General features: G+C 43.7%; 24 protein-coding genes and 1 pseudogene. 10 read left to right on the top strand and 15 right to left on the bottom strand.

All coding sequences use genetic code 11. The features are described from left to right. Positions 1–23: 23 nt before the first annotated feature. Together MmiAt1_RS07605 and MmiAt1_RS07600 are read left to right on the top strand one after the other, a co-directional pair. Positions 24–506: pseudogene (locus tag MmiAt1_RS07605) on the top strand (TIGR00288 family NYN domain-containing protein); the annotation flags it as partial. A 314-nt stretch (positions 507–820) separates the two neighbouring features. Further along, entirely contained in the window at positions 821–1,057 is a 237-nt protein-coding gene (locus MmiAt1_RS07600) for a hypothetical protein (RefSeq protein WP_318786287.1), read from the top strand. A gap of 70 nt (positions 1,058–1,127) precedes the next feature. On the opposite strand, the gene MmiAt1_RS07595 is transcribed toward MmiAt1_RS07600, so the two are convergent. The 4 genes from MmiAt1_RS07595 to MmiAt1_RS07580 all read right to left on the bottom strand — a co-directional run bounded on the left by MmiAt1_RS07595 (position 1,128) and on the right by MmiAt1_RS07580 (position 4,657). Then, positions 1,128–2,084, bottom strand: a complete 957-nt coding sequence (locus MmiAt1_RS07595; protein WP_318786286.1) for a methanogenesis marker 12 protein — start codon at positions 2,082–2,084, stop codon at positions 1,128–1,130. A 103-nt stretch (positions 2,085–2,187) separates the two neighbouring features. Beyond that, positions 2,188–2,523 carry a DUF2103 domain-containing protein gene (locus MmiAt1_RS07590; RefSeq protein WP_318786285.1) on the bottom strand — a complete coding sequence of 112 codons (336 nt, stop codon included), beginning with the start codon at positions 2,521–2,523 and terminating at the stop codon, positions 2,188–2,190. Positions 2,524–2,735: 212 nt separating this feature from the next. Then, on the bottom strand, positions 2,736–3,164 hold the full coding sequence (locus MmiAt1_RS07585; protein WP_318786284.1) for an ACT domain-containing protein: 429 nt from the start codon (positions 3,162–3,164) through the stop codon (positions 2,736–2,738). Positions 3,165–3,358: 194 nt separating this feature from the next. Next, the gene (locus MmiAt1_RS07580; RefSeq protein WP_318786283.1) at positions 3,359–4,657 is read right to left on the bottom strand and encodes a phenylacetate--CoA ligase family protein; all 1,299 of its coding nucleotides are present in this window, start codon (positions 4,655–4,657) and stop codon (positions 3,359–3,361) included. 207 nt (positions 4,658–4,864) lie between these two features. Here MmiAt1_RS07580 and MmiAt1_RS07575 point away from each other — a divergent pair, with 207 nt between their 5' ends. Further along, a complete protein-coding gene (locus MmiAt1_RS07575) occupies positions 4,865–5,359 on the top strand; it encodes a YcxB family protein (RefSeq protein WP_318786282.1) in 495 nt (164 codons plus the stop codon). A 107-nt stretch (positions 5,360–5,466) separates the two neighbouring features. Here MmiAt1_RS07575 and MmiAt1_RS07570 read toward each other — a convergent pair whose 3' ends face one another. After that, positions 5,467–6,738, bottom strand: a complete 1,272-nt coding sequence (locus tag MmiAt1_RS07570) for an MFS transporter (protein ID WP_318786296.1) — start codon at positions 6,736–6,738, stop codon at positions 5,467–5,469. Between the two features lie 151 nt (positions 6,739–6,889). Here MmiAt1_RS07570 and MmiAt1_RS07565 point away from each other — a divergent pair, with 151 nt between their 5' ends. Beyond that, on the top strand, positions 6,890–7,342 hold the full coding sequence (locus tag MmiAt1_RS07565) for a hypothetical protein (RefSeq protein ID WP_318786281.1): 453 nt from the start codon (positions 6,890–6,892) through the stop codon (positions 7,340–7,342). A 131-nt stretch (positions 7,343–7,473) separates the two neighbouring features. Here the strand turns inward: MmiAt1_RS07565 and MmiAt1_RS07560 are convergent, their stop codons facing one another. The 5 genes from MmiAt1_RS07560 to MmiAt1_RS07540 form a co-directional block, all read right to left on the bottom strand. Next, positions 7,474–8,502 (bottom strand): DHH family phosphoesterase, encoded by a 1,029-nt coding sequence (locus tag MmiAt1_RS07560; RefSeq protein WP_318786280.1) that lies wholly within the window; start codon positions 8,500–8,502, stop codon positions 7,474–7,476. Between the two features lie 17 nt (positions 8,503–8,519). Then, entirely contained in the window at positions 8,520–8,888 is a 369-nt protein-coding gene (locus MmiAt1_RS07555) for a prefoldin subunit beta (protein WP_318786279.1), read from the bottom strand. Positions 8,889–9,219: 331 nt separating this feature from the next. Beyond that, positions 9,220–10,977, bottom strand: coding sequence for an ATP-binding cassette domain-containing protein (locus MmiAt1_RS07550; protein ID WP_318786278.1), 1,758 nt, complete (start codon positions 10,975–10,977; stop codon positions 9,220–9,222). Between the two features lie 105 nt (positions 10,978–11,082). After that, a complete protein-coding gene (locus tag MmiAt1_RS07545; protein WP_318786277.1) occupies positions 11,083–11,838 on the bottom strand; it encodes a phosphoglycerol geranylgeranyltransferase in 756 nt (251 codons plus the stop codon). 7 nt (positions 11,839–11,845) lie between these two features. Beyond that, complete coding sequence (locus MmiAt1_RS07540) at positions 11,846–11,995, bottom strand: 50S ribosomal protein L40e (RefSeq protein WP_316559076.1); 150 nt, start codon at positions 11,993–11,995, stop codon at positions 11,846–11,848. A 512-nt stretch (positions 11,996–12,507) separates the two neighbouring features. Between MmiAt1_RS07540 and purB the strand changes: the two genes are divergently transcribed. Together purB and MmiAt1_RS07530 are read left to right on the top strand one after the other, a co-directional pair. After that, positions 12,508–13,860 carry an adenylosuccinate lyase gene (gene purB, locus MmiAt1_RS07535; RefSeq protein WP_318786276.1) on the top strand — a complete coding sequence of 451 codons (1,353 nt, stop codon included), beginning with the start codon at positions 12,508–12,510 and terminating at the stop codon, positions 13,858–13,860. A gap of 605 nt (positions 13,861–14,465) precedes the next feature. Continuing rightward, positions 14,466–15,170, top strand: coding sequence for a peroxiredoxin (locus MmiAt1_RS07530; RefSeq protein WP_318786275.1), 705 nt, complete (start codon positions 14,466–14,468; stop codon positions 15,168–15,170). Between the two features lie 230 nt (positions 15,171–15,400). Here MmiAt1_RS07530 and MmiAt1_RS07525 read toward each other — a convergent pair whose 3' ends face one another. Beyond that, complete coding sequence (locus MmiAt1_RS07525; protein WP_318786274.1) at positions 15,401–16,057, bottom strand: diacylglycerol/polyprenol kinase family protein; 657 nt, start codon at positions 16,055–16,057, stop codon at positions 15,401–15,403. A gap of 541 nt (positions 16,058–16,598) precedes the next feature. Here MmiAt1_RS07525 and MmiAt1_RS07520 point away from each other — a divergent pair. Next, positions 16,599–18,518, top strand: a complete 1,920-nt coding sequence (locus MmiAt1_RS07520; protein WP_318786273.1) for a sodium:solute symporter family protein — start codon at positions 16,599–16,601, stop codon at positions 18,516–18,518. Positions 18,519–18,748: 230 nt separating this feature from the next. On the opposite strand, the gene MmiAt1_RS07515 is transcribed toward MmiAt1_RS07520, so the two are convergent. The 3 genes from MmiAt1_RS07515 to MmiAt1_RS07505 all read right to left on the bottom strand — a co-directional run bounded on the left by MmiAt1_RS07515 (position 18,749) and on the right by MmiAt1_RS07505 (position 19,962). Then, the gene (locus MmiAt1_RS07515; RefSeq protein WP_318786272.1) at positions 18,749–19,207 is read right to left on the bottom strand and encodes a DUF6773 family protein; all 459 of its coding nucleotides are present in this window, start codon (positions 19,205–19,207) and stop codon (positions 18,749–18,751) included. A 101-nt stretch (positions 19,208–19,308) separates the two neighbouring features. Next, the gene (locus MmiAt1_RS07510) at positions 19,309–19,761 is read right to left on the bottom strand and encodes a DUF6773 family protein (RefSeq protein WP_318786271.1); all 453 of its coding nucleotides are present in this window, start codon (positions 19,759–19,761) and stop codon (positions 19,309–19,311) included. A gap of 3 nt (positions 19,762–19,764) precedes the next feature. Then, entirely contained in the window at positions 19,765–19,962 is a 198-nt protein-coding gene (locus MmiAt1_RS07505) for a helix-turn-helix transcriptional regulator (RefSeq protein WP_318786270.1), read from the bottom strand. Positions 19,963–20,155: 193 nt separating this feature from the next. Here MmiAt1_RS07505 and thiC point away from each other — a divergent pair, with 193 nt between their 5' ends. From thiC to MmiAt1_RS07490, 3 genes are all read left to right on the top strand, one after another. Then, entirely contained in the window at positions 20,156–21,478 is a 1,323-nt protein-coding gene (thiC, locus tag MmiAt1_RS07500) for a phosphomethylpyrimidine synthase ThiC (RefSeq protein ID WP_318786269.1), read from the top strand. Between the two features lie 57 nt (positions 21,479–21,535). Continuing rightward, a complete protein-coding gene (locus MmiAt1_RS07495; RefSeq protein ID WP_318786268.1) occupies positions 21,536–22,240 on the top strand; it encodes an ADP-ribosyltransferase in 705 nt (234 codons plus the stop codon). 101 nt (positions 22,241–22,341) lie between these two features. Beyond that, on the top strand, positions 22,342–22,536 hold the full coding sequence (locus MmiAt1_RS07490) for a hypothetical protein (protein ID WP_318786267.1): 195 nt from the start codon (positions 22,342–22,344) through the stop codon (positions 22,534–22,536). A 78-nt stretch (positions 22,537–22,614) separates the two neighbouring features. On the opposite strand, the gene MmiAt1_RS07485 is transcribed toward MmiAt1_RS07490, so the two are convergent. After that, positions 22,615–24,153 (bottom strand): tetratricopeptide repeat protein, encoded by a 1,539-nt coding sequence (locus tag MmiAt1_RS07485; RefSeq protein WP_318786266.1) that lies wholly within the window; start codon positions 24,151–24,153, stop codon positions 22,615–22,617. Between the last annotated feature and the right edge of the window lie 9 nt (positions 24,154–24,162).

The raw sequence follows: 24,162 nt of genomic DNA, 5'->3' as shown, positions 1-24,162 counted from the left end.
ATCATTATACGGGTCTTGAAATTATGGCGAATACAAAATCCGGATTCGGATCTATTACAAAATATTTATCTTCCAAAAAAGAAAACGAGCGGAAGAGAATCGGCCTTTTGGTTGACGGGCCGAACGTTATCCGCAAGGAATTCAACGTTGACCTTTACGAAATCAAAAACGTTTTGAAGGAATACGGCAACGTCAAAATCGGAAAGGTGTTTATCAACCAATATGCGTCCAACAAGCTGATTGAAGCGATTGAAAATCACGGTTTGGAGCCGATTATTTGTTCCAGCGACGTGGATGTCCGCCTCGCCGTTGAAGGCATGGAATTGGTTTACAACGAAAATATCGATACGATCGCAATCGTTACGCGTGACGCTGATTTTAAACCGCTTCTCAACAAAGCCAATGAGAAAGGAAAAGAAACGATTATTTTCGGCATTCAGCCGGGCTTTTCGATTGCCTTGAAGAATTCCGCCGACTATGTGATTCTGCTCAAAGATGCAAAAATGACATACGAAGACGAAGAAGGTCAAACTCATCTTTTGGCAGTCGATGAAGAAGAAGAAGCCGAAGATGTCGAGATCGGCAAAAAGAGCGAGGATGACAATGACAATCCTCTTGATGAGGCGCCGAAACAAAGACGATTTGAAGTGATTAAAAGCAAGGATGACAATCTTCATTTGGAAGACGTTTAATCCTTTGTTTCTTTTTTTTGATTTTTTCTTCCGTTCAAATTTATTTTTGATTTATTTTGTTTTTGACTAACTTAGGGTATGCATTTTTGGCCTGCATTTTATGACGGTCGGCGCAACAAGAAAACAAATTGCTGCTTGGTCAGCTGAATCTTAATGTATCTCTTAATGCGGCCTCCTTTTTAAGCAGCCGTTCGCTTCGCGAACGGGTCGCTGCTGCCGCCGTTGCCGCTGCTGCCGCCGTTGCCGCTGCTGCCGCCGTTGCCGCTGCTGCCGCCGTTGCCGCTGCTGCCGCCGTTGCCGCTGCTGCCGCCGTTGCCGCTGCTGCCGCCGTTGCCGCTGCTGCCGGCCGCGCGCGAGCTGCATAAATTTTTAAAAAAATCAAAAACGAACCGGAGATTTCTGTACAATTTAAAATTCCGACTTAAGTTTTGCATTTTAAAGTTCAAGCCCGTATCCCTGCCGGATTTCCCAGGCTGTTAAATCGAAGTTGACGGGAATTCCGAAAATATCTTTTTCGCCGAAAATGACGGCGCGGGCGATTTCGGCGCACCCGATTGCCGCCGCTTTGCTGCCGACGGATTCGACGGGTTTTTGAAGCAGCCGGCTGATTTCGCGCCGGACGCCGATGTCTTCGCCGCCGCTTCCGGCAATTAAAATGTCGTAGTCGGCAGCGTTGTAATCTTTCATCAAAACGTCTAAAGCGGAAATTTCCATTGCGGCAAAAAAGGCAAGCGCTTTTTTGTCATCGCCGACACCGGCATTTGAAAACGCTTCGTTTGCCGTTTGAATGCCCGAATCAACTTTTCGGATGGCATTGACATCCAACGGTCCGTGATTTTTGCCGGGCGCAAAAACGGCGGCATCGACGGCGCCGAGGATTTGGTCATCCGAAACGGCCAGCGTGACGGTGTTTGAGCCGATGTCCGAAAGAATGAAGCGGCGGTGGCCGAGAGATTTAGCATGAAATGCAATGCCGATTTTTTCCGGGCTTGCCTGATGGGAAAAGTGTTGCATTCGCGCGTCCGTCACGGAATTATTCTGATGCAGTCCCGGCAGAAGAACGGCGGGACAGATGTCGTTTGCAAAAATGTCATAAACTTTTGTGCCGGCGTTTGTTTGGATTCCGGCGCCGGTTGTGTCCAAAACACCGCGGTTTTGAACAAAACGGAGATCTTCGATTTGAGAAATGCCGTCGCCCATGGAATAAGTCAGACATGCCAAGTCGATGTCGGAAAGCGGCATTCCGAGATGATCTTCAATGAAGTTCTGAAGTTCTCCGACATCCATTTTGCCGGCATCCGCCCTCGGGATTTCAAACAAACGAATCAAATCGTCCGATAAAACCGCAAAGCGGATTGCATTTGTTCCGTGATCAACGCCTAAATAAATCAAAATGTGGTCTCCGATTGTTGTTTATTTTATCTGTTTAGTTAATTTGTTTATTTTATCTGTTTATTTTATCTGTTTATTTTATTGTCTGTTTATGTTAATTTTATCATTCGCCCAATTCTTTTTCAATCAAAGCGTTCAATTCGTCCGAAACAGCTTCGCCTTCCGCTAAATCAGCGGCGGTTGTCACAAGAATAATTTCCTGAAAACTGGTGCCTTGGGTAAATAAAAGTCTGAGATTTCCGCGGGCGTCGGGACGCAGAACTTTGGCGCGGAAAGAACCGCCGGAAGGTCCTTTGCTTTGAATGATTCCGGGAACAATTTTTTTAACGGATTCGTGAGAAGAAACGAGAGACGCGATTTTTCGGCCTTTACGGTCACCGATAATCGTTGTGTGAATTCCGCCGCGTTTGCTTTTCCAAGAATCAGGCTGTGGAGACATAAAATAAAACCGAAGAATTCAATCAAAATATAATAAAATAAAAAGAAAAATGATGCTGTCATTTTTCATTTAAGCAAATCATTAATGTTATATTTCATTAATGCCGTCATTTTTCATTTAAACAAATCATTAATGTTGTATTTCATTAATGCCGTCATTTTTCATTTAAACAAATCATTAACGTTGTATTTCATTAATGCTGCATTTTTCGTTTAAAGCAAATCATTGATTTCCAAAAGGGAAACGCCTTTGTTTTTAAGGAAATCAAGAGCGCTGTCCAAATCGCTGACGCGGACAATCAAAACGGCTTTTTGGTTTCTGCCGATAAAAGCGTAGGCGTAGTCAATATTGATATTGCCTTCCGCGAAAAGTTCGGCGACATCTTTCATGCTTCCGGGAACGTCATCGATTTCAACGGCGATGACATCGGTTTCGGAAACGGTGAAGCCTTCTTTTTTCAGAACGTCGTGCGCTTGGTCGGGATGATCCACGACAAGGCGGACAATGCCGAAATCGCCGGATTCCGCAATCGTAAACGCGCGAATGTTGATTTTTTCTTTTCCCAAAACGTCGGCGATTTTTGCCAGCCGGCCGGGCTTGTTTTCGGAAAACAGAGAAATCTGTTTAATGGTTTTTGTCATGGAATCACTCCTTGATTTAATTTTTAAGTTTCAGATTTTGCTTCTGATTTTAATATAATTCGATAAATTCAATATATCGCAACTTCAATAAATATTCAATCATTCTTCAAAATTTTTAAAATTTTTTAAAATATTTTCAAATTTTTAAAATTTTTTCAAAGATTCTTCAAAATTTTCAATTTTTTAAATATTCTTCAAAATGTACGGTTGTCCGTCACTCTTTTAGCTTTTCCTTCCGATCTCGGAATTGTTCCGGGCGCAACAAATTCGACTTCGGCGTAAAGATTGAGGATGGATTTGAGCTCGTGTTCAATCCGGGATTTGAGTTTGTAATAATCGTCCAATTTGTCGGACACCATGTCGGTCAATTCGACCTGAACTTTCATGCTGTCCATTTCGCCGTCGCGGTCGAGAATAATCATGAAATGCGGAGACACTTCGGGGAATTTAACCAAAACATATTCCACCTGTCCCGGGAAAACGTTGATGCCGCGGACAATCACCATGTCATCAGACCGTCCTTTGAGTCTCATCAGGCGCGGGTGTGTCCGGCCGCACTTGCAGACGGAGGTGTCAAGCGATGCCAAATCGCCGACACGGTAGCGGATGAGCGGCAGCGCTTCTTTAACGAGCGTTGTCACGACCAGTTCGCCGACCTCGCCGTCGGGAACAGGCTCGTTCGTCTCGGGATCTAAGATTTCGAAGAGGAACATATCGCTCCAGATGTGCATGCCTTCCTGCATTTCGCACTCGATGAAAAGCGGTCCGCTGAGTTCGGATGTGCCGAAAACGTCGTACGCTTTGATTCCGGAGCGCTCTTCAATGCGTTTTCTGAGAGATTCCGACCACGGCTCGGCGCCGAAAATGCCGACGCGGAGTTTGGTGTCATTTTTGATGCTGCAGCCCATTTGCTCGGCCGCTTCAATCAGATAAGAGAAATAAGACGGCGTGCAGCAAATGGCGGTCACGTCCAAGTCTTTCATAAGCGTAATTTGGCGCTCGGTGTTTCCGGAACTTGTCGGCAGGGTTGTCGCGCCGAGTTTTTCGGAACCGTAGTGAACGCCGAGACCGCCGGTGAACAAGCCGTAGCCGTAGCTGACCTGAATAATATCGTCTTGGGTGAGTCCTGCAGCGGTCATTCCGCGCGCGAGTGATTCGGCCCAAGCGTCCAAGTCATTTTGCGTGTAGCCGACGACCGTGGGTTTTCCGGTTGTGCCGGAAGACGCGTGATAGCGAACGACGTCCGTGTTTTTCACACAGAACATGCCGTTTGGATAAGTGTCGCGAAGGTCCTGTTTTTTGGTAAACGGGAGTTTGCCGATATCATCGATTGATTTGATGTCTTCCGGTTTGACGCCGAACTCGTCAAAGCGCTTTTTGTAAAAAGGGGAGCGGTCATAAACGTATTTCACAAGCTTGACCAACTTTTCGCTTTGCATTTGACGCAGATCTTTGGGATCCATCGTCTCAATTTCGGGTTTCCAGTAAGGCATAAATTAAACTCCTTTGTTATCGGCAAATTGAATTTTCAAACAGATGACAAATTCAAATGCAAAAAAAGAATGAAAGAAGAGATATAAAAAACAAATGATTCCCGAACAGACAGAAAACAAAATTGGGAATTCTGAACATATAAATAATTGCAAATCATTACGATTAACATGAATGTTAAAGTCAAAACAGGATTAAATATCGGAGAAATGGAAACGCTCATGGCCGAAAAGTACAAAATTCATTTAATCGGCGCCGTTGTCATACCTTCGCTTTGTTTAATTCTCCCGGGAATAATATTCCTGCTTCTGTTTTACAACATCGGCACGGTCAGAAAAATGTCAATCTTGTTGATCGTTCTCGGAATTTTACTGATTCCTTTTTCATATCTTACAGCCCCGATGATTCAAAAAAATATGCGGAATCTTTTGATGAAAAAAGAAAACAAAGCCGTTATTGAATACGAAGTGACGGAAACCGAACTGATTCAAAATGTAACGCGGCAAAACGGTGCTCTTGAAACAAAAACGTACAAATATTCGATGCTTGACAGCGCCGAAGAAAAGAAAAATGAATTCATAATTTATGTGACGAAAATGCAGGTGTTTCTTTTGCCGAAAAAAGATATTATTGAAGGAACGCCCGAAGAATTAAGTGTTCTTTTAAGAAACGAATTCGGAAGCAAATTTAAAAAATTAAACTGAAAAACTCATTTGAGTTTTCGTTTTTTTATATTTTCAACTTTTAATATTTGAATTTTTAACTTTATTAACAGTAAGAAGAGCTTTAAAAGCTCTTCAAAAAACATAATTTATTCTAAAACTTCCTCTTTCTTTTCTTCAAATTCATTTCCTGTTTTTGCTTCAAACAAACCCTGCCGATAGAATTTCTTATTGAAAAGAACGGCAATTGAAACAATCACGATGCCGATGCCGCAGTAAACGACAATTGTCTGAACGGGAACATAATCTGCCAGCGGCCCGAAAAACAGCATGGCAAGCGGCATGAGTGAGGAGAAGAGAATCTGCATCAGCGAAAAAACGCGGCCTTGTTTGTCGGGCTCGACTTTTTCCTGAATCATGCTCATGATCGGTGAATTGGCAAACGGCATCGTTAATCCGACGAGACCCATCAGAATCAGATAAATCCAAAGCGTATCCGTGAGACCGAAACCGATTGTGAGAGCGCCGAAAGAAAACAAACCGACCCACATTGTTTTGACGCGATTTTTAAATCCGCCCCACGTTCCGATGATGAGTCCTCCGATGAGCATTCCGACAAAGAATGTCATTTCGTTCAGCGTCAGATACAAATAATCGCCGCCGAACACCTGCGTCACCATCAGAACATTTAAGAAAGATGCGGGAACGCACAAAATTGTGAAAAACGCGTAAATGATGAAAAGCGGTTTTAAAAACGGATGATGCATGCTGTATGTGAATCCTTCTTTAATGTCCGCCAAATAACCTGTTTTGACCGGCGTTTCCGCTCTTTTGTGTTTCGGAATTGAAATCAAAAGCAGAATCGAAATACCGATAATCGCAGTGATGACATCAATCATCATGAGATTGTAGATTTCACCGTAAATCATGATGGCGCCGGCTACGGCGGGTGTCGCCAAGTTGACAATCGACTGAAGCGACCCGTTGATGCCGTTGACTTTCACAAGCTTTTCGCCCGGAACGATTTGAGGAATGATTGCGTTAACGGCCGGCATTTGAATACCTGCGCCGACCGATCGGATTGCTGCAATAAACAGAAGCGCGGCAACGGATGTGTAGCCGGCCATCATGTAAACGATGAGCGCAAGTGTCGCAAGCGCGATTCCGCCGTCCGCGAGTATAATGAGTGTTTTCCGATTGTATTTGTCCGCCCAAACGCCTGAAAAGAATGAAATCAGAAACTGCGGGACAAAGGAACAAATAACAATCATCATCGTCATGACGCCTGACTCTGTTGTCAGCGTAATGTACCAAATAATTGCATAAAGAACGAGAGACGATCCGAAAAGCGTAATCGCCTGGCTCCCGAAGAAGAGAGCCGTTTTTTGTTTCCAGTTTGCAAACGGATTTTGATTTTCGATTGAATTTGAATTTTCGATAAATATTCCTCCTGTTTGCCGCCGACGGGAAATTGAGAGAATATTGCGAAACTAAAAATAGATTTCTGTATGCTAAAAAATGGCACGCGAATATAAAAGATGTATTGAAAAAAACAGGTCAGAAAACAGCTGATTGAAAATTGCTGCTGCAATTATTATTGGCGCCGATTTGGATTTTATTGCTGCCGTCGCTGCTGCCATCGTTGCTGCTTCCATTGTGACTGCCGTTGTTGCTAATGTTGCCATTGTTGGAACCGCATTTATTGCTGCTGCTGTTGCGGAGGCATACACCCACCGCTGCTGCCACCGTTGCTGTTACCGGTACTGCTGTTACCGGTACTGCTGCCACCGTTGCTGCTGCCACCACTGCTGCCACCGTCGCTGCTGCCACCGTTACTGCTTCCACTGCCGGCACTCCCATATGTATCATTTTATTTTTATCACATCCGTTCGCTCTCGCGAACGGGGGGCACAGCTATCGTCAGGTTTCTGTTTGCCGACACTGTCGCTGCTGCCACCACTGCTGCTGTCACCGCTGCTGTCTGCCGCCGTCTGCGCACGCGAGCTGCATCAGCATCAGCTTTAAAATTTTTAAAATGACCCTCGGCTTTTGAAATGACTTGAAAACGCAATCCGGATTTAAAATTGAAAATGGAAACAAAAAAATAAAGCTACTGCTTACCGTAAAAGAAAAAAAGAAAGATTAAATAAACAGCTTCAATCGCTTGCGCTGTTTAAATATTCCAATTCCTCGTCGGGCTGGTCGGCGGAAATTTTCCTGCACGGAAGCGAACTGCTTTCTCCTGCAAGAAGTTTCTTGGCATACTCTGTACAATCGCCCATCAGCGTTTCTAACGGACAGTCGGCATCAATGCCTGCAGCGCCGCTGTGGCCGCCGCCGGTTCCGTTGTACTTGTCGCCGACATCTTCCATCAGCTTCCCGAGATTCACGCCGGATAGGATCATATCTCTTTTTGCCCGGCCGCTGACGCGCACGCTGTTGTCGTCCTTGGAAGAACCGACAAAGGCGATGTCTGCGCCGATGTTGGTCAGCATGGACGCTGCCGCGCCGCCGTACGAACTGACATTCGTTGTTGCGATCAGACAGTCACCGACACGCTCGACCTGGCAGCGCATGGCCGCTTTGAGCATCGCGATGCGGATTGAAATGTCCTGCGGCGTTGCCGCCATCAATTCCAAAGCATCGAAATAATCAACGCCGCTCACTTCCATGATTCCCGAAAGCGTCTTGAATGTGCTCGCGTTGGCATGTTTCAGATGACCGGTGTCCGTGATAATTCCCGTAATCATGGCTAAACCCATTTTCGGGGAAATGTGGATACCCGCCGCGTTGAGAATTCTGAAAATAATCTCAACGGTTGACGTGGTTTCTTCGTGAATATAAAATTCAGCGTCATCCAAAAGCGCCGTTGTTGCGTGGTGGTCAATCAGACAAAACTCTTCGAGCTTTAAATCATTGAGCTGGCCGCGCGTTGATGTGTCAACGACGACTGTCATGTCGTAATCATTCGGATCGGGACAAAGAACGACCGGAATGCCTAATTTGTCGATGAGATTTGCAGCCACCCGGTTGCAGTCATCAACGATTCCGATGGTTCCGCCGACAGCTTCGGCCAGCGTATAAGCGCTGCCGATGGCGTCAGGGTCCGCGTTTCTGTGGCAAATGTAGAGTATGTTCCGATAATCCAGGAGGCGATTGAAGAATTCTAAATCGTTGACCCTCATAGATGTCACGGCTGAGATTAGTCTTCGTCCTCGCCGCCGCCGGAAGTTCCGAGCATGCTTTGAAGCTGTTCCTGAAGCTGCTTAAACCGGGAGTTTAAGCGCTCTTCCTGGCGTTCAATCGACTGAACCCTTAAAGAAAACGATTCCTGACGCTCTTTTAAAGAATTCAAAAGAGACGCTTTGTCGGATTTAATCATCAGTTCGCCGACGGATTTGTAAACGACGGCATCGTCAGCTGCTTTTTCCAGCTCTTCGACTGCCATTTCCGCCTCCTTAACCATCACGTCGATCTGAGATTTCTGCATTGCAAGCGCCTGCGCCTGCTGCTGTACTTGTTGAATTTGTGCAATTTGATTTTGAACTTGAGGGGATAATTCCGAACTCATAAGTATTTCACCTTGTCACTCATGAGGAGATAAAAAGATTAAAATGTTTCTGCCAAAATCAACGAAAAGAAAAATCAAAAAAACAAAACACAAAAAACAAAAAACAAAACACAAAAAACAAAAAACAAAAGCAAAAACAAAAGCAAAAGCAAAAGCAAAAACAAAAGCAAAAACAAAAGCAAAAACAAAAGCAAAAGCAAAAGCAAAAGCAAAAACAAAAGCAAAAACAAAAACAAAAACAAAAACAAAAGCAAAAGCAAAAACAAAAAAAGGAGCAGAAGAAACAGCAAATATAAAGATTTGTTTTTAAAACAATAAAAATGCAGAAAATTTATTCCTGCATCAATTTTTCAATGTCAAAATCCAAATATTTGGCATGACTTTTTTGAATCAGCGCGTTGCACACTTCAGCGGGTGCGCCGTCCATTGCGATTGCGCCTTTGTCAATCCAAATCGCTCTGTGGGAAACTTCTTTGACGAAATCCATGTGATGGCTGACCATAACGATTGTCGTTCCGAATTCTTTGTTGATGCGCTTGAGCGCGTTTGTCACATCACGGAGCGTGACGGGATCCAAGTCGCCGAACGGCTCGTCAAGGAATAAATAATCGGGAGACGTCACCAGACTGAGCGCGATAAACGCGCGGACATGTTCGCCGCCGCTGATCTGATCGGGTTTTTGATCCAAAATTTCAAGCGGCAAATCAAGCGCTTTGAAAATCGGCGCCGCGTATTCGTCGACATTTGAAGACGGGAAAACGGGGAAAAGCTGAGAGAAAATGTCCTCGGGAATTCCAAGCTCGCTCATGACCGTGTCTTTTTCTTCCGTCGTCATGTCGGGCAAACGATAAATAATGTCTAAAACCTGCGGCGGAATTCCGAATTCTGCGGCGCGTTCTTTTGCAGTGTCAATCGCATGTCTTGTTTTCATGCTCAGACGGAATCGAATCTGGTCGCGGACGGTGGAATTCACCGACATTGAAAATTCCTGATTCATGATGCTGATGACGCTGCGCAGATAGATGCGGTTTTCATTGTAAGCGCCGATGTCAATCCATTTGCCGTCTTCGGATTTGACAGGATTTTCTTTTTCATGTTCGCGGTACAAGATTTCAATCGTTCCCGATGTCGGCGGCACCATTCCTTCAAGCAATTTCATCACGGTGGTTTTGCCGGCGCCGGAGCTGCCGATAAAAGTCGTGATTTGTTTTTCATAAATGTCAAAATTCAAATTCTGAATGTTTAAAACTTCGCCGACGCGAATCAGGCTGTAGCGTTTGGAAACATCTTTTGCGCGGATGCACGGCATAAGTTCCGAAATGTCAAGCAAAGATTCTTTCGGCTGCATGTCTTTGAGGAAAGATTTGAGAACCGTTACGGGATCGCCTTCCATTGCGATTTTGCCGTTTTCTAAAAACAAAACGCGGTCGGCAAGATAAGCGTGCACTTCGGGAAGGTGAGAGACGACAAGAATCGGAATATTGAGCTTTTCTTTTAATTCCAAAATCACGTCTAAAATTTCCTGCTTCGTATCGGGGCCGGTCATCGTGACGGGCTCGTCCAGAAGCATAATTTTCGGGCGTGCGGCAATCTGGCGGGCCAGAACAAGACGCTGTTTTTCGCCGCCGCTGAGCTGGTCGGTGGAGTGGAGCGCTTTTTCTTCCAGGTGAACCATTTTCAAAATGGAAAGCGCCTCGTCATAAAGATCTTGATAAGTGTAATGATCGGTAAGCGGAAGCGCTTCAGTGCCGACAATGTGGAAATTCAATCTGCGGATAATATTTTCAATAGCAGGACCGCTCCAAAGGCCGAAATTGCGCTGAAGATGAATCGCGGTTGCCTGGCGAAGAATTTTCTCGCCCTCTTTTCCGGAATCCGGCGAAATGATTTGGCCGTCAATTTCAATTGCGCCGCCGTCAAAAGATTCAACGCCGCGCAGAATTTTTAAAAGAGTGGTTTTGCCTGCGCCGCTTTTTCCGGTAATTCCGACAATTTCGGCAGCGGATACTTCAAAAGACAAATCATTCAAAACACGTTTTTCTCCGTGAGCCGTCTGATATTCTTTAACGAGATGAGAGACCTTCAGCACACTAAAACCTCCGCAAAGGAAAAGTCAAAAGAAATAAGAATAAAAGTAAAAGAAAGCCGCAAAAAGCGGCGGAAATAATAAATTGTTTTTGTATTTTTCGGCAAATTAAGCTTTTTTGCCCATTTTGGCACCCATGACGATTTCGGCCGTTAAGGCTTTGACATCATCGGCTTTCTCAATCGCGGTTCCGGTCACGATGATATCGGCGCCGGCTTTCGCGCAGATTGCTGCCGCTTTACCGTCACGGATTCCGCCGCCGACGATTAAAACGCTGTCTTTTAAGACGTGCTTGACCGTTCCGATCATTTCGGGCGGAAGCGGTGAGTCTGCGCCGGATCCTGCTTCGAGATAGGTGTAGCGCATGCCGTAGTATTTGCCGGTTAAGGCGTAGGCTGCGGCGAGTTCCGGCTTGGCGCGCGGAAGAAGTTTCGCGTCTCCGACCCAGCCGACTGTTCCGCCGGGCTCGCAAACGAGATATGCCATCGGAATGGATTCCATGCCGGTTTTGTAAAGCGTTAAAGCGCCGAGCATCTGATTGCCGACGATATAATGCGGGTCGCGGGAGTTCAAAAGACTCATGAACAAAACGCAGTCCGCGTTGGTTGTAAAGCCGGACGTGCTGCCCGGGAAAAGAATGATGGGGACCGAGACGTTCTCTTTGATCATCTTGGCGGTAAGGTCCAAAAGCTGGCCGCCGGCATCTGTTGAGCCGCCGAGCATAATTGCGTTTGTTCCGCCGGCAACAGCTTCGGTTGCCAAGCGTACCGCCTCTTCGGGTTTCTGCGAGGCCGGGTCGATCAAAGTGACGTGAGCGACGCCTTCCTTTTGAATGATTTCCGAGAGGTACTCTTCCACCGTCATTACGGGATCACGCTCCGCTCTTGTCCTTTGCTTTCAATCTAAGGTTCGGATAGTTGCATTTTCTGCAGCGTGTTGCACGGATAGAGTTGCGTGCGTTACATTTCATACAAATCTTTTTCTTTAATAAGCGTTCGTCTGCTTCCGGAAATTTTCCCATATAATTCACCTGAATTAATTGAATGATTAATTGAATAATTGTAAAAATTATGAATTTAAGTTAAAATACATCAGCTGAACCGTAAAACAGGCTCATAAAATATCAATTAACTTGTTGTTCAAAGGAATGATAACTATCACTTAATACATATAAGAGTTTTGGATATTTTTCGTTGAACACATTAAATTTATATCTGTTTTAAACATCAAGACTATTTTCACATGAACCGATAAATTTGTTTCCCGTTTGTACGCCGTCTATAATATATGTCATGAAAAAAGTGCAAACCCGACAGATTTATTAAAATTTATTTAAAATCAAATGAATTCACAACGAAATTATTCAAATCACAATGAATTCACCTCAAATGAATTCAAAATACAATTGATTCACAACCAAATGAATTCAAAATACAATTGATTCACCTCAAATGAATTCAAAATACAATTGGTTCACACCAAATGAATTTACGATTTATTTTATCAAATGATTATCATAACGGAGCAAAAGAAATGCCTATCCACCCGATTGAATACCGTTACGGAACAAAGGAAATGAAAGATGTTTGGACTCAGGAAAGAAGACTTCAAACACTTATTGAAACAGAAATTGCGCTCTCCAGAGCCGAAGCCGACCTCGGAATGATCCCCAAAGACGCCGCGCTTGAAATCGGAAACTCTCTTCCGCTCGTCAAATGGGAACGTGTTGATGAAATCGAAAATGAAATCAACCACGACATGATGGCCGTTGTCAAAGCGATTGCCGAACAGTGTCAGGGCGATGCCGGCAAGTGGGTTCACTTCGGCGCAACGTCCAACGATATATTAGACACGGCAACCGCGCTTCAATTCAAGGAAGCTGTTGCTGTCATGGAAGAGAAACTCTATCGTTTGCTTGCCATTTTGATCAAGCAGTCGGAAGACCACAAGAACACAGTCTGCTGCGGCCGAACGCACGGACAGATCGGCGTCCCGACAACTTACGGCCTTCGCTTTGCGATTTGGGCGTCCGAAGTGGACCGCCACATCGACCGTCTCGGCGAGCTCAAGCCGCGCCTTTTGGTCGGTCAGATGAGCGGTGCCGTCGGAACACAGGCGGCTTTCGGTAAAAACGGCATTGAGCTCCAAAAGAAAACAATGGAATATTTGGGACTCGGCGCCGTCGATGTTTCCAACCAGCTGATCCAAAGAGACCGCCACGCGGAATTTGTGATGTGGATGGCCGGCGTTGTGACAACGCTCGACAAAATCGGAACCGAAATCCGCTCCATGCAGCGCAGTGAAATCGGCGAACTTGAAGAAGGATTCGGCAAGAAACAGGTCGGCTCTTCAACGATGCCGCACAAAAGAAATCCGATCAAATCCGAACAAATCTGCGGCCTTGCGCGCATTGTCCGCGGTTTTGTTGAGACGGAACTTTTGAACAATACGCTTTGGGACGAGCGTGACCTGACGAATTCGTCGGCTGAGAGAATCGTTTTCCCGGAAGGCTGCATTTTGGCGGACCACATTATCAATCTCGGCATCAATGTTTTGGAAAACTTGAGATTCAATCAGGCCAACATTGACAGAAATTTGAATCTTCTCAACGGTTTAAACATGGGCGAAGCCATTATGATCGAACTCACGCTTCGCGGCGTCGGCCGTCAGGAAGCGCACGAAATTGTCCGCTCGGCCGCAATGAGATCCGTTGAAGAAAATGTTCACTTCAAAGACGCGCTGCTTTCGGACAAAGAACTGGCCGCTGTTTTAACGGGCGAAGACATTGAAAATTTGGTCAACCCGTACAAATACATCGGAACGGCGGTCGAACAGGTTGACAATTTGAATCAAAAATTGAAAGCGAAATACGGAAATCAGATTTAATTTCCGTTTTTTCAATTTTCAACTTTTTCCAATTTCAACTTTTTCCAATTTCAACTCTTTCAATTTTCAACCTTTTTCAATTTTCAACCGTTTTCATTTCAACTTTTTTAATTTCGACTTTTTTAATTTTTCAGCCATTTCCAATTTCAGTTTTTTTCAATTAATGTCAATCATTTATAATTACCGATTTTTCGTTTGGCTCAACCTTTACATGTCCGCCCGAGTTTTATTTAATTTGTTTTCATGTTCAAATTTTTGAATATTTTCATTCTTTTTTTGTGTGTTGAAAGAGATTTGAAAATTATATAGAAACATATTTATTCTAATCAAAAGAATTTATTTTTGCAGTATTAAGATTCTGAAAAATCTGAAAAATTAAGAATTATAAAATTTGTAAGATTCAACAGAAACTATTATTAATAATAATTGCCAATAAGAAGTTAATCTGAAAATTGTGATTTTTGCACCATTCTTTTTAAAATGATTCAAGAACCGCACTCAGAAAACTGAATTGTAAAAACAGTTCGCTGAAAACAGCGCTAAAAACAAAATTAAAACAAAAATTAAATAAATAAAATAAAAACAAAAATTAAAAAGTGATATACATGACAGAAGAATATTGTGACTGCTGGGAATTTGAAGAAACTGCATCTCTTCCTTTAATCGGTGACGACGCGCCCGAATTTGAAGCTCAGACAACAACAGGATTCATGAAGTTTCCGGCAGACTACAAGGGCAAATGGGTCATCTTATTCAGCCACCCCGCCGACTTCACACCGGTCTGTACGACCGAATTCATCACCTTTGCAACCATGCAGGATGATTTCAAAAAATTAAACGCGGAACTGATCGGCTTGTCGATTGACAGCATCACCTCCCACATCGCATGGCTCAAAGACATCAAAGATCATGTCGAATACAAGGGTCTCAAAAACGTTGAAATTAAATTCCCTGTCATTGCCGATATTAAAATGGACGTTGCCAAAAAATACGGCATGCTTCAGCCCGGCGCATCCGACACAAAAGCGGTTCGCGCGGTTTTCATGATCAATCCGGAAGGCAAAATCAAAGCCATCCTTTACTACCCGCTTTCCGCAGGCAGAAACATGGAAGAAATCAAAAGACTTCTTCAGGCGCTTCAGGTCAATGAAAAGGACGGCGTTTCCACGCCCGCCAACTGGATGCCCGGAGACGATGTCGTGATGGGCGCCCCCGAAACATTTGCCGGCGCACAGGAAAGAGACACTTGGGGCAGCGACGGCGAAAAGACCGTTCACTCCTGGTTCCTTGTCACAAAGAAACAGAAATAATTCAGCTGATGTTTGCAGCCGCCGTGCCGTAAACAATACTCCATTAACAAAACGAAAAATAAAAACGAAATCATAACTTCATTAACCTAAGAACTTTATGCCGGATGACGAAAACTCATCCGGCTTTTTTTATGAAGTTTTACTTTTTATGTTTATGCCGGCTGCGCGCGCGAGCCGTCCGAATTTTTTAAAAGATTAAGAACAAAGCTGCTGCTCTTTTTTGAAATCCGTTACAAAAAGAGTCCGAGTACTTCAAAAATCTTCATGAAAAGAAGCATCAAAGCGCCGAAAACAAGCGGAATCACCAGATTGTCATCGATTTTGATTTGCTTGCTGTAAATTTCCGCGACGGCGACAAAAGGAATTGAAATCAGCGCGGCCGCGATAAAAGCCGAACCGATGTCCGGCAGGAAAAAAGCAAAACCTGCCAAAAACAAATAAGAAACAAAAATGAAGCCGAGCGTTCCTTCGAGTGATTTTCCGTTTTTGAATTTGTGTTTGCCGAACCGCATGCCGATGAGCGCGGCAAAAGCGTCGCCGAAAATTAAAACCGTAATTCCGAGCATTGCAATGTATTTCGGAAAAAGCAAAACGGAAAAGAAGCAGCCGAGTAAAAACCAATTGGAACTGATGTATCCGTATTTTTCATCATCACGCAGCAGGAATGAAAAATATTTGACTTTGATGTCGTTGACAACGCGGAATCCGGAAGACAAAAGGATTGTGTTGCCGATGAAAAGAAGCGCAAAAAGAGCGCCGATGACAATACAAGCCGTTTTTTTGTCAGCGAAATAAATGAAAATGACAATGATGAACGAGCACATATGCAGAAATTTGCGCGCCAGCTCATTGCGGTATTTTTCCGAAAAAGAAAGATCGTCTGACATTTTAAACTCCGGATTTAGAAATTTTCAGTAGAAATGCTAATTAAATTATTGATAATTATTGATAAATTATTGACAATTATTGATTTTGACAATTATTGATTTTGACAATTATTGATTTTGACAATTATCGATTTTAACAATTATCGATTTTTGAAAAGTATTCACATTTCAATGATATTAATTTCATTCACATTCAATGATAATAACTCATAGATAAAATCGGTTAATAAATTGTCGGAGTTTAAATAAATTCGGAAATAAAAATTTAACAAAATTCAAAGTTTTTTTTGAAAAATGAATCATTTTAGTTGCAAAAACAAATTTTAAAAAATGTGATGCGCGGAGCCAAAAACGCAATTAAAATTGCGTTCAAAACAACTAAAATGAACGAAACATTAAAATGAATTTACGCACATTTTCAATTTCATTCACAATTATATATGAGGGATTGTGAACAGCGTCTTTCAAGGAAAAAGGGAAAACGTTGTTAAAAACGGGTATTTATTGTAATTTTTATAAAATTTAATACAGGTGAATTTAAATGAATATGTTAGTCATGTTCGGTATCTGCCTTGCAATCTACATTCTTGTGCTGCTTGCAATCGGCTGGTACTACAGCAAAAAACAGAAATCTGTTGTTGATTTCTGGCTGGCCGGAAGAAAAATCGGCTACATCCCGATCGGTTTCTCCGCAGCGGCTTCCTGGATTACGGGCGGCGGCATTTTAGCGGTGACAGCATCTTATTTGCTCGGCGGTCTCGGCTCCATCTGGACCTTCGCAGCGCCCAACGTGATCGCTCTTTTCGTGATCGGTCTTTTGGTTTCCAAAATCAAAAGTTTGCCGGCAATTACCCAGCCCGAACTGCTCGAACAGAGATATGCGGGTTCCATCCGCTTGCCGGTCGCAATTATTGTTGCCATCGTCATGATGCTCTTCGCAGCAGCCGACGTTTCCGGTTTAATGCTTATCTTTAATGTTTTCTTCGGCCTGGACCCGATCTACGCCGCCATTTTGATTGTCGTTGCCGTCTCAGCCTACGTTTTACTTGGCGGTCTGTCCGCTGTCGTCTGGACCGACGTGATTCAGTACCTCCTTTTGGCAACCGTGACAATCTTCCTGACAATTGCCGTTTTGTTCACGGCATCCGACCTCAGCGCACTTTCCGTCGGCGATTTTATTTCGTCTTCTCAATCCGGAACCGGATGGTGGAATCCGTTCTCAATTGGTTTGCCGCTTGTGATCATTTTCTGTGTCGCGATTATTCCCGGCTGGATTTCCGAACACGACCAATGGCAGAAAGTTTGGGCCGCAAAAGATGAAAAGAATGCCAGAAACGGTTTTTTCTTCGGTTCACTTTTGATTTTCATCATTTTCGGCATTTGCTGCTGTCTCCTTGGTCTCGGCCTTCGCTATTTGTTCCCCGAAGTTTCAAACATGGGAGACGCTGAAATCGCCCTTTTGAGCTATTCTTTAAACAATTTCTCCGGAATCTTAATTGTGATGATCGCTCTCGGTTTGACGGCTGCCGCCATGTCTTGTATGGACACGTTTGCAACATCCGGCGGTTCGACAATTTCCCGTGACATCTACCAGAGATACATCAAACCCGACGCAACGATGAAAGAATTGAAAGTCATCAACAGAATTGCTGTTCTGATTATCATTTTCGGCGCGACTGCAATCGCGTTTACCAGCATCAACATCATTGAATACATCCACATCGCAACGTACATTGCCAGTGCCGCTTACTTCTTCCCGCTCATGGTGGGTCTTTACTGGAAGCGCGCAACCAAAGAAGGCGCCATCGCGTCCTTGGTTGTCGGCGGTGTTTGTCAGATCGGCATGGTTTTAATCGACATGTACATGGGCACAAACGCAGCCGGCGTTTACTACCTTGAAACGCTCAGCCCGATTCTGACCTGCCACGGTGTGATTGTCAGTATGGCGCTCAGTGCCGCCGCAATCATCATTGTTTCTTTGATGACCAAGAAATCTTCTGTTTACAATTTGGCTCCCTTCTTTGAAGACGAAGCCAAAACACTCGAAACCGACGAAGTTTCCCATGTCGACACGCTTTCCTCCGAATACGGCGGCTACAAAGATGTCCTCCAGGCAGAAGTCAACGGCGAACGCGAACACTTGCAATTGGACTTGAAAGCATCCACGCCTTTGAACTGGGACCGTTTCATTGACGAGCTCAGAGCAAAGAACACGGCCTGGTTTACATCCTCGGGATCAAACGCGGTTTACCGTCTCACCCACGCCGACCTGCTCTCCTGCCCGATGATTTCACGCGGCAACAATGAACAGGAAGTTTGGATTTCCGCCGAACCCCGCATTGAAAACACGGGAACTGCGCAAATTGAAATTTATTTGGCTTACAAAGAAATCATGGAAACACTTCAGTCCATGGGCATTTTGACCGATTTCATCAAGCCGGAAGAAAAGAAAGCCATCTGAATAAAACTCAAAGCAATTTAAAATTAAAACAGAAAATAGAACGAATGATTCGTTCTATTCTTTTTTATTTTTCAAAAATTTATTCGATTTTTGTTCCGATTTATTTTATTTTCGATTTGTTTTGTTTCAATTTGTTTTATCGTTTTGTTTCGATTTATTTTATCGATTTGTTTTGTTTTGATTTGTTTTGTTTTGATTTGTTTTGTTTTGATTTTTTTTCATCGTTTCAATCAGTCTTCGTCATCGTTCTTATGAACTGCTTTTTTAATCAGATAAACAATCGGTATTGCCAGAAAAGGAATGCCGACGAACAGCTGGAACAGGTTTTCCGAAAGCATGCCGTTTTCAATGGCTGCGCCGCCGTTCATGACGGAATAAACTGAAACGCCGATATTGAACAAACCCAAGACTGCAAAGAGAACAAGCGACCAGGTGTAACTGTTCATCCGGGCGGAGAAATAAGCGCCTTTCCAAACGGCTCGAATCAGGAAATAAGTCGTGGGAAGGCCGACGAGAATGATCATCTCAGTATTTGCCGCGGCCCACGGGCCGTAAACGATTTTATACATACCGCCGAAAAAAATCATGGCGAAAGTCAGCATTAATGTTTCAAATGAGATTTTGTACCGGTCTGTCAATTGTTTTTCATCATAGTGTTTTGAATTGTAAGAATTTGAATTGGCTGTCATTTTTATCACTTTTGTATTAAATTCATTAAGATTCAGCAGTAAGCGTCATATTAAGAGCCGACATTAAAATTCAATTTTAAGATGTAATTTTAAGATTGATTTTAAGATTCATTCAGGTTTTCCAAACCTGTTTTGTTTGTTTTGCTCCGGATCAGATAGGCAATTGCAATCGATAAAACCGGCAGGGAAAGAAGCAGATAATACCACTCTCCGGAAAGCATGCCGTTTTCAATCAAAGAAGCGCCTTTCATGAGACTCACCGAAAAAGTTACCAAACAAAGCAGCCCGGCAATCATTGCAAGACCGGCCACCAATTTTGGATTTTTCTCTTTCATGGAAAAATTAGCGCCTTTCAAAGTGGAACGCCCGAAGAAATAGGCCATCGGAATGAAAAGAAAAACAGATTCTTCCGTATAGCCTGCCGCCCACGGTCCGTGGATGATCTTAATAAAAATACTGATCATGAGCAAGACAAAAATCAGCATCATTGTTTCAAATGCAGTTTGGTTTCTGTCAATCAATTGCTTTTCGTCAAAATTTGATTTTGCTGCCATTTTTTATTCCTCCCAGAAGAGTTCGTCCAGTGTTTTGTCAAGTGCCTTGCAGATGGCAATGCACAGATTCAGCGACGGGTTGTAATCGCCCGCCTCAATCGCGTTCATTGTCTGCCTTGTCACGCCGACCGCTTCTGCCAGATCTTTTTGCGTCATGTCTTTGGCGGCGCGCGCGGCTTTGATTTTGAGATTTTTTGTCATGTTTTCACATTCTTTTCGAAATATTTCAATGAAAGTTGTGTCACATATACTACAATAAATGTCAAATATATAAGACTTTTTGTTTGAAAAAGAAGACATTTTGTCGGAACAGAAAAACAGCAATGACAATTATATAAACAACTGACGGCGATTTCAAATACTATTTATAAGGAGATGTAATACGTGAAAACATATGACACAGACCACACTCATGAAAGAATGTCAAAACGGTATCGTCGGCGAAACAATCAAAGCGGTTGCAGAAGCGGAAAAAATAGATCCTGAAAAACTCTGCTCTCTTGTTGCCAAAGGGCTCGTGACGATTCCGAAAAACGCAAATCGCGATACGCTTCCGACCGGCATCGGCAAATTCATGCGCACAAAAATTAACGCAAATATCGGCACATCCCGCGACTACATTGACGCCGAAGATGAAATCAGCAAAGCCAAAATTGCCGTTCAATACGGCGCCGGCGCAATCATGGATCTTTCAACCGGCGGCGATTTGGATGCGATTCGAAAACAAATTCTGTCTGAAATTTCCGTTCCCGTCGGAACGGTGCCGCTGTATGATGCCGCCGCAACCGCGCCGATGGTTGTCGAGATGACGGCTGACGACATGTTCAACGCAGTCCGCCGACACGCCGAACAGGGCGTTGATTTTGTGACGGTTCATGCCGGAATCAATCAAAATACAGTTGACAAGCTGATGAAAGCCGGCCGGATTACGGATGTCGTCAGCCGCGGCGGTTCTTTCACCGTTGCCTGGATGAGCCACAACGATGCCGAAAATCCGTTTTACGCCGAATTTGATTATTTGCTTGAAATCGCGCAGGAATACGACGTGACGCTCAGCCTCGGCGACGGCATGCGCCCCGGCTGCATTCACGATGCGGCCGACGCCCCGATGTTTGAAGAAATTCTCGTGCTTGGCGAACTCGTCAAACGCTCGCGCGAAGCGTTTGTTCAAACTTTTGTCGAAGGCCCGGGGCACGTTCCCTTGGATAAAATTGAAATGAGCGTCAAATTCATGAAAGAAACGTGTCATGACGCGCCGCTTTACCTGCTCGGCCCGATTGTGACGGACATCGCTCCCGGATTTGACCACATCACATCCGCAATCGGCGGCTCTGTCGCAGGCGCTGCCGGAACAGACTTTTTGTGCATGGTCAGCCCGTCCGAGCACTTGGCGCTGCCGACGGCAGATGACATCAAAGTCGGCATGCAGGTCGCACAGATTGCCGCGCACGCAACAGATTTGGTCAAAGAGGGCGTGAGAGACAGAGCCAAAGAGCGGGACGATGCGATGGGTTTTGCACGCAAAAATCTGGATTGGGAAATGCAGTACAGTTTGGCAATCGATCCCGAGCATGCCCGCGCCGTCAGAGAAGCGCGAAGCTCGGGATCGGATACGGAAGCGTGTTCTATGTGCGGCGATTTGTGCGCGATGAAAATTGTTGAAAGAGAGCTTGAAAAAGGAAGGCAGAAAGCGGCAATCAAGAAGAATGATTTATAAAATTTTGCATTTTGAAAAAAACGATTCACTTATTTTTTAAAAAGAAAATTCTGCTGTATGAAACAGCAAACTGAAAAATTCATTTATTCCGGCGAAAACGATTTTAGAAATCTGTACGGGAATATTGTTGCTGAAAAACGTTCCGTTTACAACAGCAGCAAATTTCTGACACCTTATTTTGAAAGAGAAGATTTGTCTTCAAAAGAAAAAGTATGCATCGGCAATTATCAGGACTTTTTAAGCCGGAATTTGCAAAAGAATGACTGGAATTTTGAAATTCCTGAGAATTGGATGCAAAAATCATGGTGCTATGTCATTAATTCTTATTGCAGAGATGAAAAATTCAAAGAAAAAATGACACCGTTTGAAATTAATCTGGTTGAAGAAACCATTCAAGGCATTGACAGCGCCATTGAAAAAAGCAAAACGGATAAGGAATACATTTTGTACAGAGGCGTCAGCGATTTACGATGGCTGAGCCGGCCTTATGAAGGCGAAACGTTCTGTGAAAAAGCATTTGGGAGTTTTAGCTCGGATATTGAACAAATTCAGAATTACATAAACCCGAAAAATTCGATTATTTTTCAATTGGAACTGCTGCCGAATACAAATGTGTTATATCTTGATTCACATGAAAAAGAATTTTTGAGGCCGAGAAACAAAACTTATGAAATAACAAAAATTGAAAAAAGATTTATACAGGTAAAACAAACCGATAAAGTAGAAACAATTGTATATCGTATCACAGAAAAGGAAGATTGAAAATGTAGAGTGAATCCTTTGAGGAAATTTTTACTTATGTCGGTCGGGCACCTGAACGAACGCCTGAAGAAAAAGTCGAACTTGAAATTCAATCCGAAAGAATGCGCAAAGCATTCGATTTACAAATTGAAAGAATTCAAAAAGGATTGAGCGGAGACGGAATCGAATATAGTGAAGAAGAAATTAAAAAATCCGATGAAAGAGCTCGCGAAATTATGACAAAGCTTAGAGCCGAAGTCGATATTGAAGGCGAACTTAAAAGGAAAATGATGGAAAATAAACTTAGAGACGAATGATGAAAATCATTTAAAATTTTACAATTTCATCTGCCATCAAAATTTTAAAAATATTTTCTGATTTTAACTGAAAATAAATCACAAGTTAATTTCATTTTTCAAAAACGAAACCGTTTCGTTCAAACTTTCATCTTCCGGCTTCAATTTCTGAAGTTCTTCAAAAACCGCAAGCGCTTCTTCAAATTTGCCGATATTTTGAAGCGATGTGCCGTAAAAATCCAAGACTTTGGGGTAAGAAATGCCGTTATCTTCTGCGTCTGCTTCCCGAATTTGAGACAAAGCGGCGGCGGCTTCTTCGAAGCGTTCTTCTTTCATGAAGATGAGCGCTTTGTTGTAATGCGCTTTCGGATTGGCGGGGTCCAGCATTTCGGCGCGGACCAGGCATTTGAGCGCAAATTCGTTGTCGCCTTTCTTGGAGTAAATCACGCCGGTTAAGTTCATGACTTCGTAGTTGAACGGATCTTTGATTTGAGCGTCGAATAAGAAAGAAAGCGCCGCTTCGTAATCGCCGGCGTTGAATTTCATCTTTGCCAAATGTTCGAAGACCGGAACAAATCCGGAATCTAAGCGAAGAACTTCGTTGAAAGCGTTTTCAGCGTCTTTCAGGTCGCCGAGCGTCAAATAAATTTTGCCGGTTTCATAAAGAACGCTTAAATTTTCAGGCTCGGCGGTTAAAACGTCATTCAAAGGCGCAAGTGATTTCTTGAACAATTCGTTTGCGTGTTCGGTGACTTTGCCCGCGGTTCTGACTTCGGTTTCGGCGGCTTTGGCGTAAACCAATCCCAAATTGACACGGGCGGACATAAAGCCGGGTTCGTATTCCAGAGACATGGTGTAAGAAGACGCTGCCTGCTCGTATTTGCCGAGCGCATTTTGAACCAGGCCGAGATAATAATAAACGCGGGATTTTTCGTAATCGAACTCAAGCTCTTTTTGCAAAACATCTTCCGCCTGGCGGAAAGCGCCGAGCTTCATGTATGAAAAAGAAAGGTAACTGTAAAGATGCCAAATGTCCTCTTTTTTAATCATTTCAGATTCTTTACCGAAAAGCTCGCCGCCGCGTTCGCTGTGGTCAAGTTCGGCTGCCGCGTGGTCGGCGAAGTCTTTGAATCTGTCGATGTATTCCGAACAGGACAAAATAAGTTCATCATAAATGCCGAGCGTCATCAAGCACAAACATTTGTAATCGGCCGCGGCGAAAAAGAACGGATCCAGTTCAAGCGCCTTGTCAAACCAACCGATGGCTTCGTTCAATCTTTTTTTGCGGTAAAGAACAAAACCTTTGGAATAAAGATATTCCGCGTTTTCCGGTTCAAATTTGAGCGCTTTTTCAATGGATTCAAACGCTTTGTCCAATTGGCCCGCTTTTTCTTCAAGAACGGATTTTTGGTACAGCGCAAAAGCATCTTTCGGATAGCGGATTAAAATTTCATCATAACAGCGTGCGGCATCTTCCATTCGGCCCGCATTGATATAAGAATAAGCCAATTTTTCCCATGCCTTCTTAAACTTCGGCATGTCTTGTGTCAGTGATTCAAAAATCGTGACGGCTTCATCATTTCTGCCTTCGGCAAGAAGAGCTTTCCCTTGTTCGTAACGCTTATCTGTATGATTCATTTTTGAGAA

The organism is Methanimicrococcus hacksteinii, from assembly GCF_032714515.1.
Classification (GTDB): domain Archaea; phylum Halobacteriota; class Methanosarcinia; order Methanosarcinales; family Methanosarcinaceae; genus Methanimicrococcus; species Methanimicrococcus hacksteinii.
The sequence above is the reverse complement of the archived record's forward strand: the minus strand, read 5'-3'. Positions and strand labels throughout refer to the sequence as shown.

Coding starts and splice junctions, on each gene's coding strand:
- MmiAt1_RS07590 (WP_318786285.1), bottom strand. CDS start 2,523: ATGTCTCCACAGCCTGATTCTTGGAAAAGCAAACGCGGCGGAATTCAC.
- MmiAt1_RS07585 (WP_318786284.1), bottom strand. CDS start 3,164: ATGACAAAAACCATTAAACAGATTTCTCTGTTTTCCGAAAACAAGCCC.
- MmiAt1_RS07580 (WP_318786283.1), bottom strand. CDS start 4,657: ATGCCTTACTGGAAACCCGAAATTGAGACGATGGATCCCAAAGATCTG.
- MmiAt1_RS07575 (WP_318786282.1), top strand. CDS start 4,865: ATGGAAACGCTCATGGCCGAAAAGTACAAAATTCATTTAATCGGCGCC.
- MmiAt1_RS07560 (WP_318786280.1), bottom strand. CDS start 8,502: ATGAGGGTCAACGATTTAGAATTCTTCAATCGCCTCCTGGATTATCGG.
- MmiAt1_RS07555 (WP_318786279.1), bottom strand. CDS start 8,888: ATGAGTTCGGAATTATCCCCTCAAGTTCAAAATCAAATTGCACAAATT.
- MmiAt1_RS07545 (WP_318786277.1), bottom strand. CDS start 11,838: ATGACGGTGGAAGAGTACCTCTCGGAAATCATTCAAAAGGAAGGCGTC.
- MmiAt1_RS07540 (WP_316559076.1), bottom strand. CDS start 11,995: ATGGGAAAATTTCCGGAAGCAGACGAACGCTTATTAAAGAAAAAGATT.
- purB (WP_318786276.1), top strand. CDS start 12,508: ATGCCTATCCACCCGATTGAATACCGTTACGGAACAAAGGAAATGAAA.
- MmiAt1_RS07530 (WP_318786275.1), top strand. CDS start 14,466: ATGACAGAAGAATATTGTGACTGCTGGGAATTTGAAGAAACTGCATCT.
- MmiAt1_RS07525 (WP_318786274.1), bottom strand. CDS start 16,057: ATGTCAGACGATCTTTCTTTTTCGGAAAAATACCGCAATGAGCTGGCG.
- MmiAt1_RS07520 (WP_318786273.1), top strand. CDS start 16,599: ATGAATATGTTAGTCATGTTCGGTATCTGCCTTGCAATCTACATTCTT.
- MmiAt1_RS07515 (WP_318786272.1), bottom strand. CDS start 19,207: ATGACAGCCAATTCAAATTCTTACAATTCAAAACACTATGATGAAAAA.
- MmiAt1_RS07510 (WP_318786271.1), bottom strand. CDS start 19,761: ATGGCAGCAAAATCAAATTTTGACGAAAAGCAATTGATTGACAGAAAC.
- MmiAt1_RS07505 (WP_318786270.1), bottom strand. CDS start 19,962: ATGACAAAAAATCTCAAAATCAAAGCCGCGCGCGCCGCCAAAGACATG.
- thiC (WP_318786269.1), top strand. CDS start 20,156: ATGACACAGACCACACTCATGAAAGAATGTCAAAACGGTATCGTCGGC.
- MmiAt1_RS07495 (WP_318786268.1), top strand. CDS start 21,536: ATGAAACAGCAAACTGAAAAATTCATTTATTCCGGCGAAAACGATTTT.
- MmiAt1_RS07490 (WP_318786267.1), top strand. CDS start 22,342: ATGCGCAAAGCATTCGATTTACAAATTGAAAGAATTCAAAAAGGATTG.
- MmiAt1_RS07485 (WP_318786266.1), bottom strand. CDS start 24,153: ATGAATCATACAGATAAGCGTTACGAACAAGGGAAAGCTCTTCTTGCC.